Annotated in this window: 9 protein-coding genes and 1 pseudogene; 3 read left to right on the plus strand and 7 right to left on the minus strand. The window is 56.0% G+C overall.

Annotated features, from left to right (window positions below; translation table 11 throughout):
* Positions 1–127: 127 nt before the first annotated feature.
* From NVIE_RS00415 to NVIE_RS15790, 5 genes are all read right to left on the minus strand, one after another.
* Positions 128–1,756, minus strand: a complete 1,629-nt coding sequence (locus NVIE_RS00415) for a hypothetical protein (RefSeq protein WP_075053512.1) — start codon at positions 1,754–1,756, stop codon at positions 128–130.
* Positions 1,757–1,762: 6 nt separating this feature from the next.
* A complete protein-coding gene (locus tag NVIE_RS00420; protein WP_075053513.1) occupies positions 1,763–2,398 on the minus strand; it encodes a hypothetical protein in 636 nt (211 codons plus the stop codon).
* A 574-nt stretch (positions 2,399–2,972) separates the two neighbouring features.
* Entirely contained in the window at positions 2,973–3,641 is a 669-nt protein-coding gene (locus NVIE_RS15785; RefSeq protein WP_075053514.1) for a GNAT family N-acetyltransferase, read from the minus strand.
* A gap of 139 nt (positions 3,642–3,780) precedes the next feature.
* On the minus strand, positions 3,781–5,856 hold the full coding sequence (locus NVIE_RS00430) for a glycosyltransferase (protein WP_075053515.1): 2,076 nt from the start codon (positions 5,854–5,856) through the stop codon (positions 3,781–3,783).
* Positions 5,857–5,912: 56 nt separating this feature from the next.
* A complete protein-coding gene (locus tag NVIE_RS15790) occupies positions 5,913–6,566 on the minus strand; it encodes a 4Fe-4S dicluster domain-containing protein (protein WP_227717417.1) in 654 nt (217 codons plus the stop codon).
* A gap of 128 nt (positions 6,567–6,694) precedes the next feature.
* Here NVIE_RS15790 and NVIE_RS00440 point away from each other — a divergent pair, with 128 nt between their 5' ends.
* The gene (locus tag NVIE_RS00440; RefSeq protein WP_075053516.1) at positions 6,695–8,473 is read left to right on the plus strand and encodes a thiamine pyrophosphate-dependent enzyme; all 1,779 of its coding nucleotides are present in this window, start codon (positions 6,695–6,697) and stop codon (positions 8,471–8,473) included.
* A 76-nt stretch (positions 8,474–8,549) separates the two neighbouring features.
* Positions 8,550–9,297 (plus strand): annotated as a pseudogene (locus tag NVIE_RS16220) (VIT1/CCC1 transporter family protein).
* Between the two features lie 27 nt (positions 9,298–9,324).
* On the opposite strand, the gene NVIE_RS00450 reads toward NVIE_RS16220, so the two are convergent.
* The gene (locus NVIE_RS00450) at positions 9,325–10,995 is read right to left on the minus strand and encodes a helix-turn-helix domain-containing protein (protein WP_075053517.1); all 1,671 of its coding nucleotides are present in this window, start codon (positions 10,993–10,995) and stop codon (positions 9,325–9,327) included.
* A gap of 164 nt (positions 10,996–11,159) precedes the next feature.
* Here NVIE_RS00450 and NVIE_RS00455 point away from each other — a divergent pair, with 164 nt between their 5' ends.
* Positions 11,160–11,825, plus strand: a complete 666-nt coding sequence (locus tag NVIE_RS00455) for a matrixin family metalloprotease (protein WP_144239365.1) — start codon at positions 11,160–11,162, stop codon at positions 11,823–11,825.
* 8 nt (positions 11,826–11,833) lie between these two features.
* Here the strand turns inward: NVIE_RS00455 and NVIE_RS00460 are convergent, their stop codons facing one another.
* Positions 11,834–13,009 (minus strand): DUF11 domain-containing protein, encoded by a 1,176-nt coding sequence (locus NVIE_RS00460; RefSeq protein WP_075053519.1) that lies wholly within the window; start codon positions 13,007–13,009, stop codon positions 11,834–11,836.
* Positions 13,010–13,041: the final 32 nt, after the last annotated feature.

The raw sequence follows: 13,041 nt of genomic DNA on the forward strand, positions 1-13,041 counted from the left end.
TTTGGATCCGACGGCCAAACCATTCTTTTTCCCCTATTTCCGGATGACAAACAGTTTTTGACAGAATTTAGGACCTACAAAATAATAGGAGTTTAGCGCCACGCGGGCGCGAAAAAAGCAGAGGAGTCTAGCAGATGCGTATGGACTTGGCCAGCATCAGGGCACGCTGCGAGTCGTCTTCCATCATCTCGTTGTTCTTGTACTTGTTGCTAAAGTAGATGAGGTCTATCATCTTGCAGCGGTCCATAGTCACGACTGCGCTCCCGTTGGTGCCTGCAGTCGTGTTGGCGTTTGTCAGTATCACCAGCTTGTCCACAAAGCCCGTCGTCTTTAGCGTGTTTGAGATCTGCTCAAAGCTCTTGGCGTGGTCGCGGTTTATCACGACTGTTATTGCCACCTTTGTGCCGTACGGGTCGGAGAACATGATGTCTACCCCGCTCCCGTTGCTCTTTTGCGGTTTTGCCACCGCGCCCACTTCGTGCGCATAGTTCACGAGGTTGCGCACGGCGTCCTTTACTCCCGATTCGAGCACAGAGACGTCGCTTGTGCTCCTGCGGATCTTGATAAAGTCGGAAATCGGCACGTCCATGACGCTCCCGCGTATGCGCAGGCCGGGGTAGACATTTTTGATAGTTTCATCAATGGCCTGCTCGTCTATTATCGGCGCCTCGCGCTTGCCGGCGTTTTCAGTGGCGTGGTACATTATGTTCAGCATCGAGCGCACGTTGCGAAAGTCCGGGAACTCGTCATAGATCACCTTCACCTTTGCCGCAAGGTCGCGCTCTTCGTCGTCGGTAAAGCACTTGCCTGCGTCGTGGAAGCGTATGTACTCCATGATGATGTCGAGGATCTCCTCGTAGGTGTTCGAGCCTGCAAGGTCGACCTTGTAGTTGGCCTTTTCCAGCCTGTCAAACACGGACGCATTTGCCTTGCTGATGTCGTCGTACGATGACGGGGTGAATATCAGCAGGAGCGCTGCCGCCGGCACGTGGGCGTTTATCACAGCCTTGACAAACTCGGTCGTCTCCCTGTCGGCGTCAAACTCGTCCAGCTGGAACACGGTCACGCGCCCAAGAAAGCGCAGGTTCAAAGACGCAAGGGCCGCCAGGCTTGCGATGATGTCTTCAAGGGTCGAGACGTTTGCCGCGTCAGCCCTGAACTTGCCCTCCACCACCAGTTTCAGTATCGCGACCTCGATTGGCGAAAACTCCCTGCTCAATGTCTCGGAAAGCGCGGAATAGTTGGGCACAAGCTCGTTGTTCAGCAAGAGCTCTGCCTTGTCTGACAGGCGCTTGCCGGTGATAGAGTCCATGAACCCATAGTTGAACACCTTGCGCGCAGTTGACGACTGCTCGGCCTTGGCAAGCAGGTGCTTGACAACAGCCCTGCGCATCTGGGCGATGTACTCGTCGGTGAAGCCGCCCAGCATCGCAGAGTAGAGGCTGTGCATGTTGCGCGGGGATATCTGCGTCAGGTCGACGTACGATATCACGGTCCTGTCCTCGACCTCCTTGAGCCCCTTTATGTGGAGCGCAAGGTGCGTCTTGCCTGAACCCACGTCCTGGATTATCGTGAGAAGCCTAAAGTCCTTGTCGGTGGCCTTGCCTTCGGCGACCTTGCCGTGCAGGTCGGAAAAGCACGCAAGCACAGCCGCCTTGGCCTCCTTGTGGCGCTTGCCTCCAAGGATCTTGGCGTCAATCAAAGTCGGGGTCGGGCTGCTTGGGTATGGGTTTCTGTCCAGCCTGTACGGATACATATCTCGCTAGATGCACCTCACAAAGCCGTGCAGGAGGCCGCGCACCATCACGCCCTCGCCCCCGCCGGTAGAAAGCTCGTACTTGTCCTGGTACTGGCCCGTCAGTTCGCCTACCAGGCGGTAGAAATCGTCACCTGTGATTCCACACTTGCCGCAAACGTCGCTTCGCACCTTGGCAAGCTCGACCCAGCCAATCGAAGACGCCGAGTTTGCAAGCGCGCTGTCAAACTCTTTCTTGAAGTCGCCGACGCTAATGCTCCTTGCAGGCGCGGCAGATGCCGGCACGCTTCTGGCCTCAGCTCGTTCAGTAACGAGCCTTGCCAGGTTGGATATGTTGCCTGCAAGTGCCTCCACCGCGCGGGAAACCTCGCGGTTTGATGCGCTCACGGTCTCTTCAAGGGACTTTATCAGGTCGTACGTCAGCCTGAACCTCGGGTCGGTATTGAGAAGGCTCTGGACGTAATGGTCCTTGTGGAAGCAATAGTAGGCGCTTGCGCGCTTGTCCACGAAAACCTGCCCCTTGCTTACGAGGCTTTCCAGTGCGGCGTCGATCTCGCCAAACTCCTTGCGAAGATCGGCCTTTTTGGCACCGGCCGACCCCGCAGAAAGGATCCTTTTCTCCAGCTTTTCCTCTGCGGTCATGAGGTAGAAGTTCGAAATTATTATTTAAACCAGAAAGCGACGATTCGCTGCATTGTGGGTAAACAAAGTTACACAAGTGACGAATAACGGTTAATATTGCGCGCCGCCCGCACTTGAGGTGGGATGATGATCACACTATTGCTGCACTATGATGAAAGTACTAGGGTATCTGACCAAATATTAGGTCAAGTACTTGGATTGAGGTAGGAATTAAATGGGAAATCAGGTAGGTTCGTGCTCCATTTGAGACAGGAGCGACTGATATCTATATGAGTTTGGAGCTAATGGTTTCAGTGCCGATTGCGGTTCTAAAAGTGGGGACCCGATTATCAAAAAAAGGATTGAGGGAAGGAAAGCTCCTGCAGGCTCGTTGTAGAGTCCAACGCTCATCAGGGTCAACGGCTGGACTACACGCAACCCATTCTGCAAACACCATTGAAGGAGCTCACTGTTGCGGGTGGGCAATAGGAAACCAGGACCGGGAAACTCTGGTGCGGCTCCGATAGAGCCATCAGCTCTTTATTAGTCTCTCCTGCTGCATGACCAAAGTAACCTACAGTCGTGGCGTAGCCTGTTATGCGTCCCCATGTTCAACTACGGTGGCTGTTCCCTGTTTTATAGAATCAATTAGCTCGCCCTCGCGGTCATGGCCATGGACTTTCATGCAGACCTGATTACAAGCACCAAGATCAGAGGTGGTGGCGGGACGAACAGAATATCCAGGAATCTGTACGGCAAGTCGCGGCCCCTGCATTGCCGATAATGGCTCACGGGCTACAAATCCTAGCTTGGCGTAGAGGGAAAGAGAGCGGTTATGATAGGCCGCTTGAACCAGTCGATATCCGGGGAAGCGTTGTTGTGCAGCCCGTGCCATAACATGCTGCATTAGTTCCCGCCCAACAGAGCGGTTTTGTACCTCTGGCTCAACTGTTATCGGGCCGATACCGGCAATGATCGAACGTTCGTCGATAAAGTTGCTGCCAACGATTCGGCCGTCAAGTTCGGCGACAACTCCGTAAATGGTGGGGGTGTTTGAGTAAGCGGGATAGTACATCGACGGCAATTTCTGGAGAAGGGAAGTCAGGGGGGAAGTTGTGCTGTTCCGCAAGGGCTTTGAACGCATTGTAGCAAATCGTGCACATTGCTCGGCGTCTTTAGCGACACCACGTCTCAAAGTGATGCTCATTTGGACTTGCTCGATTTCAATTGCGGCACATATTTTACTATAAGCATTACTGATCATGGAGGTTCCAAAGGATCCAAAAATAGGCCGAAGATGGTGAAGGACAAAGTCGATCTAGTTGATTATTGCACAAGTTTTTGTCATCCTTGCCGAATCCCTTCCCACTTGTAGAGTCTTACCCGACCAAACTACTATTTCACTATGTCTGCACTGCTGACGCGGTCTCGGCCCTCTGGTGCCTCGTCCTTGCATGCTTCATTGCGGCAAACACCGACAGTATGACTCCGACCCATGCCGCGCCAAAGGCGATGTTTTGCGGGCTGACATAGATGTACGGGATCGCCTCGTGGAGGTTTGCCTGTATCTCCAGCGCGCCAGAATGCATGTCCAAAAGCGCGGCATTGTAGCCTTCGTCGTGCGGCGACAGCGACGAAAGCGCCCCGGAACGCGCAACCATGCTGTCAAGTTGCATGTGGATTATCTCAAAGTCAGTCCGGTAGGTGGGAAAGACCCAGACAGGGTTGCCGCTTTCCGGGATGAACCCCTGCGCAAGCCTTACGTAATCGGCCAGTTGCTGCGGGGTCTGCGCGGTCTGGGCCCTTGCGAGGAACCCCGAAGCCTCCTGCAGGGGGTAGATGGACGTGTAATAGCCATAGTACGCGACGCCGGCCCCAAGGACAAGGAATGCAAGTACGCTTGGCAGGAGCAGGCGCTGGCCTGCGGTCCTTTGCACGGGGGCAAGAGGAGCAGCCTGCTGCACGACGACGGCGCCTGTCTTTTCTGACTTTATCCTCTTCTTCTTGCCGAGCTGCGAGTGCGCGATGCTGAGGTACGCCACGTAGATGAACCCGATGGTCGGCATTGCGATGAGCGGGGTAAAGAGCGCGTTGTTTGAGAATATTGCCACGAATATCGAGATGCAGCCGTACAGTGCAAAGAATATCTCCAGAAGGGTGGTCTTTGTGAACGGCAGCGCGTACTCTTTGTTGCGCCAGTCCTCCCCCTTTTTGACGATGCCGAACTTGGGCGTACGCAGAAACTCGCTCTTGCGGCCAAACAGCGCGTCAAACACCGCGACAGAGTTGTTGACGGAGATGCCGGCGCCAAAAAAGTGCAGGAACAGAAACTGCATCCCCTTGTGCTTCCAGTCCTTCTTCCACACCTTGTTTATCACCACGAGGTAGCCGCCGGGGCCAAGCGCCGCGTACATGGCAAGCACGAACAGGGGCGCCCAGTTGCTCTCGTAGAGCCGATAGTCCATCGAAAGGAGCATAGGGAATATCAAAAACTGCGCAAGGAAAAGAGGGTGCGCGATGTGGCGGGTCATGTGTATGAACGACTGGACCTTTGACTCCACCGGCACCTTCCGGTGCGCCACCACGTCTGCCAGGAGCTTTAGCGCGACCTGTATCGAGCCCTTGGCCCAGCGGAACTGCTGCCTCTTGGCCGCGTTCATCTGCACCGGCAGTTCGGCGTCGACGACATAGTCGTCAAGGAACATGCACTTCCAGCCCTTCATCTGCGCACGGTAGCTGAGGTCCATGTCCTCCACGAGCGTGCTTGTCTGCCAGCCGCCAGCGTCGTTGATGCACGAAGTCCTCCAGATGCCGGCAGTCCCGTTAAAGTTCAGAAATATCCGGCTCAGGCTCTTTGCCTTTTGCTCCACCAGAAAGTGCAGGTCAAGCGAGACGGCCTGCGCCTGCGTCATGGTGGAGTAGTCCTCGTTCACGTGGCCCCACTTGCACTGCACAAAGCCCATCTTGGGGTCGGAAAAATAGCGCAGCAAGTGCTTCAGAAACGACGATGGCGGGATAAAGTCGGCGTCAAATATCGCGATGAACTCGCCCTTGGCAGTCTTCATGCCGGCCTTTAGCGCGCCGGCCTTGTAGCCGGACCTGTCCGCCCTGCGGACGTGCACGATGTCAAAGCCCTTGAAACGGTACTCGTCGACAATGGAGCGTATCAGGTCGACGGTGTCGTCGTCCGAGTCGTCGAGCACCTGCACCTGCATCTTGTTCTTGGGGTAGTCCATCCTGCACACGGCGTCTATCAGGCGCCTTGCGACGTACTTTTCGTTGTACAGCGGCAGCTGCACGGTAACGGTCGGGAGCATGGCCAGCGGAAGCTCGGGCACCTGGCGCCTGCGCCTTTCATGGCTCTCGTTGTGGCGCGACTGGATGGCAAGGTAGTAAAAGTTCAGGGTGTAAAACATCGTCACCCAGGCAATGACAAGAAAGATGACGTACAGAAAAGTGCCCGGGCCATACATCACCATGTCTTGGACTAGACCTCTATGCCGTATTTAGTATTTATAGCTACTCGGATAAGCCTCTATCCGCTCTTTTGGAATATCTTTATCGCCTGCGGGGGACAGACGTTCTCGCACGCAAGGCAAAAGATGCAGTCTTTTTCCCTTGCCATGAACGCCTTTTTCTCTGAAGCCGGGTGGCCCGGCGTTTCAAGCCACTCGTACACGTTGACAGGACAGGCTTCGATGCATGCGCCGTCAGCCACGCATATGTCGAAATCTACGCAGACGTTTGTGCCCCAGATGCCCAGTTGCCCGGGGGCGTCTAGCGGGCCCCAGACGTTGATGCCCCTGAACTGGCCTGCTATCTGGCGCTTGCTCTTGAAGCCCGTGTCTATCGGGCCCTCTGCCTTTGAGTAGCTCGTGCCAGAGCCTGTAAGTGAAATGGTAGTGTTGCCGTCACCGCCGCCTGCGGCAGGCGCTGCTGGAGCTGGCATCGCTGGCTGCGGAGCCGCGCTCGGCTTTGGAACCGCTGCGGGCGCCGGGCCTGCAGCTGCCGGCTTGGGCGCCGGAGGCGCAGCCATTTGCGCCGCCCTTGTTTTCTGCCTCTTGACGACGCAGAGTTGATCGTGAACCTCCTTCATGCTCTGGAGGGTGTTAGGGTTCGAGTGAGTCAAAAGCGTCCCACAGTCTGCGCATACATACTCGGTGACCGTTGTTGCTGCTGCGGTAGACATGATGTGAGTGGGTTGCGACTCATTTATTAATTAAATGGTTATTTGCTGGATAACTAGTTGGCTTCGGATGGTTAATATCGAAAGAACGCGACGTGTAACCTTATTGGCTAGAAAACCAATATGATTACATGAAGACTGCAGACATTGTCGCTGAAGCGCTGATGGACTGGGGCGTAGATGTCATCTTTGGCCTGCCCGGCGACGGCATTAACGGTTTCATCGAGGCATTGAGAAGAAGAACAAGCAAGATCCGGTTCGTCCTTGTCCGGCACGAGGAATCCTCTGCGTTCATGGCGTGCGCCTATGCAAAATACACGGGCAAGCTCGGCGCGTGCGTTGCCACGTCCGGTCCGGGGGCGGTGCACTTACTGACAGGACTTTACGACGCCAAGGCGGACGGCGCGCCCGTCATCGCAATCACCGGAAGCACGTACTCTGACATGATGGGGACGAACTACCAGCAGGACATCGACCTGCTCCAGCTCTACGAAGACGTGTCAGTCTACAACAACATGATAAACAGCCCCGAGCACGCCGAGACGGCAGTCGACATTGCGTGCAGGACGGCCCTTGCAAAAAGAGGAGTCAGCCACCTCACAATCCCGATAGACGTGCAGGAGCAGGAGCTGCGCGGGCAATATTCGAGGCACAACGTGGCCAACCACACTTCAGACGCGCTTGTCGCCTACGCGATGCCTGACCCGAAATTTGTGCAAAAAGCGGCAGAGATACTGAACGCCGGAAACAGGGTTGTCATGCTGGTGGGGCAGGGCGCGCTTGGCGCCACCGACGAGGTTATTGCAGTCGCAGAAAGGCTGGGCGCGCCCATCGTCAAGGCGCTCCTTGGCAAGGCAGTGGTCCCGGACGACCACCCGCTCTGCACAGGCGGCATCGGCCTGCTTGGCACCTCGCCCTCGTCAGACGCGATGGCAGAGGCAGACACGCTCCTTATGGTCGGGACTTCATTTCCGTACATTGACTATTTGCCAAAGCCGGGGCAGGCCCGGGGCGTGCAGATAGACCTCTTTGCAGAAAGGATAGGGCTGCGCTATCCAGTCGAGGTCGGCCTTGTCGGGGATTCCAGGCTAGCGCTGTCGGCACTGCTCCCGCTCCTGAAGGAAAAGAGCCGGGACTTTGTGCGCTCTAAACAGGCGGCGATGAAAGAGTGGAACGACCTTTTGCGGGAGCGCAGCAGCCGGATCGAGACGCCGATGAAGCCGCAGTTCATAGCCAGGATAATCTCCGAGGAGCTGCGGGACGACGCCATACTCTCTGTCGACAGTGGGACCAACACCATCTGGGCGGCCCAGTACATCAACCTGAAAAGGGGGATGAAGTTCTCGCTCTCCGGCACGCTTGCAACGATGGCGTGCGCGCTTCCCTACGCAATAGCCGCGCAGGTGGCGTACCCAAAGCGGCAGTCCGTGGCCTTTGTCGGCGACGGCGGCTTTACGATGCTTATGGGCGAGTTTGCGACCGCGGTGAAATACCATCTGCCTATCAAGGTGGTGATAATAAAGAACAACTCGCTTGGCATGATCCGGTGGGAGCAGCTGGCCTTTCTTGGAAACCCGGAATTCGGGGTGGAATTCTCGCCGATAGACTTTGCCAAGTTTGCTGAGGCGTGTGGTGCTAAAGGCTATTCTATATCCGATCCACGCGACGCAAGGTCGCTGGTCCGGGAGGCGATGTCGCAGGACGGGCCGGCGATAATCGAGGCCCTGGTGGACCCGTTTGAGCCCCCGATGCCTCCAAAGGTCGACCTTGACTTTGTCAGCAACATGGCCGAGTCGTTCGCAAGGGGCCAGCCGCACGCCCGGAGGATAGGGCTGACCATATTCCGGGATCAGGTGCACGAGGCGCTGAGAAAAATGCACTCGCACGAAGACGAAAAAGAAACGCGCTAGCGCCAACATCATATACTGCTTGCCAGCTTTTGGCCCGGAGTTAATAGGCTGGTAACTGCAATCGTATGTGCAAAAAATGGCCAAGCGAGTCACTCATGTTGAACCTCATATCAAGGAGAGCAACTACATACGGGATCTTGTGTTTGGATTTGGCGACGGGGTAAACACGTCGCTTGGAATCGTGGCCGGGGTGGGAGGCGCCATCATCGCCGCGGACGTGGTCATCCTCGCCGCGCTGATAGGGATGTTTACCGGCGCAAAGGCGATGGCCGTCCAGAACTACCTTGCCGTAAAGTCGCAGCGGGAGATACTAGAGTCCGAGATAAAGCGCGAGGAGTACGAGCTGGAGACTATTCCAGAAGAAGAAAAACAGGAGATACAGGACATTTACCGCGCAAAAGGGTTCGAGGGCGAGGAGCTGGACAAGGTCGTCGACAAGATAACGTCCAACAAGGACGTCTGGCTCAAGACCATGCTTACAGAAGAGCTGGGGCTCAACCTGGAAATCCTGGGAAACCCTCTGAAAGGGGCGCGTGATGTTTGGCTCTTTTCTGCTGGGCGGGATTCTCCCAATCCTTCCTTACTTTGCAGTCAAGGCCGGCCTGATGTCTTCGACTGCTGCCATCGTGATAGCCATCATCATAAGCGTGGCCTCGTCGTTCATAGTGGGCGCGCTAAAGGGGCGCATGGCAAAGAAAAGCTGGATAAAAGGCGGGATAGAGATGGCCGGGCTTGGCACCGGCATCGCGCTGGTCGGCTATGGGATTGGGGCGGAACTTGCAAACGCCGGGATTGTAAGCATCCCTGCTGCTGCAGCGGGATGAGCGAGTTCTCCTTCAGCTGGAGTACACTTAGTAGCGCTTTTCCAGCTCGCGGAACACAAGTTCTGCCAGCTGGTCGGGGTCGCCTGCCTGGACCACGTGCAGCCCAACAGCCCTTGCGAGTTTTGCCACCGGCCCGTCGCCTTCGCCATGCCTGTTGCTGGTCCGCAGCATGCCTATCACGAGGTCGATGGGCTCGCAGTCAAGAAGCTTTATCTTGGACTCCATGAGCCTAGTGCCCGTGGACTCGGGATCAGAGTACGCAAGAAACGACACTGCTATCCTGCCCCCGGTCCTGGTGCTTGGCGAGATGATGTCGAATTTGTGGAGCACGCCAGATTTTCCCATTATCTTGTTTCCAAGCACGATCTCGATCCCGTGATCCTGCATCATCGCCCTGACGGCGCCTGCGCACCTGTTGAGCACGATTGACTGCTGCAGGGTTTCAAGCTCCAGTATGTATTCGCGCGAGTCGAGCCAGATGTCTGCGACTATGTTGTGCATGAACGACACCATCCCTGCAAGGTTGGTGAGTATGTTGATGCCCGGCCTCTTCTTCTTGTTGTTGTCGCTACCCTGCGCCCTTGCAGCGTTTGAGAATAGCATCTCCTTGCCGTCGACTATCATCACCTGCACGTCGGTCTGGAACGCCGATATGCGGAACTCTATTGCGCCGTGCAGCTTTCTCACAATGTCGGCCTCGTCGGAGCTTGGCGCAGAAAGGACGCGCACCTTTACCCTCCTGTCTGCAAGCGACTTTAACACTTCAAGCACCGCCGGCGCGCTGAACGTCGGGTAGAGATTAAAGCCGATGTACACTTCTGACTTTGCAGACGTCAGGAGCGCCATCATGTTGTCCGCGTATTCCTTGTCGTCCGTGATTATCCTAAACGACTCGGCCGGCTTGCCCGTCTTGAGCGCGGTGGCAATCGCGCCAAGCTCTATTCCGGACTGGAACTCGTTGGTTGCTATCGACTGCATCGCCGACGCAAACGACTGCGAGTACGTCCACAGCGCCACTTCCTCCTCTGCCCCGCCTGCCACTGTTATGAGCGCCTCTTCTTCGTCCTTGAGCACCATCTTCATCTTGGACTCGGCCCTGTGGCGTATCTCTGCAAACTCGTAGTGCTTTACTATCTCCAACGCCGGCAGGTCCGCCACTTCTGTCACTATCTCCACCGCGACGCCCCTTGCCGCGGCGGCCGCGATGGCTTCGTACGCGCCGGAGTAGTACATCTTGCCGAGGTCCCGGACCGATGTTATCATTGATATTTTCTTGCCTGCCCCCTTGGCAAGCCTTGTCACCGCGCGGTGGATCTCCTCGCTTCCCTGCAGGATGCTGAACCTGGCGCCCACCGCCTCATCGGAGGGGATGTAGAATTTCGTGAACTGCTCCAGTATCGAGGCGTACTTGCCCTCTGCAGCCTTTAGCTCGTCCTTGCGCCTGTCTATTAACAATTGTAACGCTTTTTTCGGCTCGACGGCGATAAAGCTGACGGGCCTGCTCATGGAGGTCTCGACTATCCCTGCCTGCTTCAGCCTCTCAAGTATCCTGTACGTCGTGGTCCTGTTGATTTTTAGAGCTGACGAGAGCGAGCTGGCCCTTGCCTTGCCCAGCCTTGCAAGCCTCACGTACGCCTGGGCTTCCATGTCCTCGAGCCCAAACGCCTTCAGGTCTGCGGCAAGGGGGTCTTCGGCCATGGCCCTTTATGACCATGGATTAATATAAAGTTGTTCGCACAATTGAACAATTGGCTGTTCGCAAAACTGAACATACTAGACAATATTAGTTGTTTGGCCTTTCTGGAGATGTGTTGGCTGTATCCAGTGCATGGCTTTTTGTACTGATTGCCCCACTTTTGGCCATGCTGCCAGCGGCTACTACCATCATCACCACGTCGGTGCCAACAACCTACGAGAGCATCGAGTTCCTCGAAGGAATCGCAGGACGCCCTGCCGCAGAAGACGGCCATCATTACACCATAGCCACTCGGGCATTCTGGCTGGACAAGCCAAGCCTTGCGATATCGGTCTCTTCCGAAGGGGCAAGCGATGATGCCGTCCAGAGCGTAAAGGGCATGATATCGGGCAACACGACAATGTCTGGCCCGTACTCGCAGTGGAACGATCTCCTTTCCGTATTCCAGCAGTCACCAGTCCCGCGCTTTGCGCTTGCAGACGACGACAGTACAGGCGCAAACATCAAGGTGGTGTTGACAGACGCCGCACACGAGGACAGCAAGCCGGGCAAGACCCGTCTCCTTGCCGACAAGGCGACCAGCGAGATTGTACAGGCCGAAGTATACGTCTATTCTGCCGACAGTCTTCGCGAGCAGGGCATGCTCGAGTACGTGGTGGCGCATGAACTTGGCCATGCACTCGGGCTGTCGCACTCGACTGACCCGCAAAGCATGATGTATCCCTTGATAGAACTTCAGGACGGCCACGTTGTAAACCGCCTCGGGTCATGCGAGGCAGAAGGGATATCTGCACTATACCTTGAATCAAGGATAGGAAGCGAAGACTGCTAAAAAATCATTTATCCTGTTGCGCCAGAGTCGCCCGAGCTGCTCCCTGTATCATTGCTGCCTGAGCCGGATCCGCTAGCGCCGGAACTGCCTGATTCACCAGAATTTGCACTGCTTGAATCGGATGGGCTTGCGGCACCCGAGTCGCTAGCACTCGAATCAGAACTGGCAGAGCCTCCACCTGCTGCGCTATCGCCGGATGAGCTGCTTCCCGCATCACCAGAGTTTGTGCCAGATGAAGATGAATCAGAGCTGTTCGAATCGTCTGGACTCGTGCTATCTGAAGAATCCGATGGGCTCGTATTGTTTGAATCGCTAGAACTAGACTCCGAGCTGGCAGCAGGATTGTTGTCACTTGGGGAAGAACTGCTATCGCCGGAACCGCCCGCTCCATCTTCTGAGTTTGGCTGCTCGCTTCCGGGCTGCGATGCCTGTTCGCCAGAAGCCTGCTGTTGCTCTCCATTGCTTTCTGTTCTTGGCTGCTGTTGTTCTGCTGGAGGGGCTTCAGGGCTCTGTTCGCTCGGCTGTTCAACTGGCGAAGCTGCTGGCTGCTGAGGCTGTTGTGAAGGCGGTATTTCTACTGGCGCCTGCGATGTTACGAACACTATTTCGGCATGGTTGTTGCCCGGGTTGGCGTCTTCTGTTATCGAGGACGCGTCTGCCGTGATTATTGCCTGCTGGTCCGGCTGCAAAGGCGTCGCATCGATGGTTATGCGCGCCTCGCCGCCAGACTCGATGGTGCCAAGGTAGCATTCGATTATGCCTCTGGCCTGGTCCGTGCATTGGGCCCCGTCGATAAAGTTCACACGGAATAACGACATCTGGTAATAGGTTGACAGCTTGACCCCTACTGCGCTGTCAGGCCCTGCGTTTCGTGCCACCAGGCTGATGAGCGTCGTCTGGCCCGACTGGCCGCTAGACAGGTCTATTGAAAGAGAAGTTTCCGAAGCCTTGGCCACTACTATCTGGCTTGGCGATGATGCAGACGCGCCCTGCTGCTGCATCTTCAGGTCGTTGATCTGCGACTGCAGCGAGTCCGTCTTGGTCTGGAGCTCTCCGATTGCCTCCCAGATTGCCCTGAAAGGATTGGTGGAAGAGTCGTCGGCAAAGGCAAACGAGCCCTGCGATATGGTTGCGCCTATGATAAAAGCAAGCACAACAAAAGCTATAGGCTTGTTTAGCTTCACACCTGTATAATGGAGTGGTTATTATTTAAATC

The sequence above is a fragment of the Nitrososphaera viennensis EN76 genome, from assembly GCF_000698785.1.
Classification (GTDB): Archaea; Thermoproteota; Nitrososphaeria; order Nitrososphaerales; family Nitrososphaeraceae; genus Nitrososphaera; species Nitrososphaera viennensis.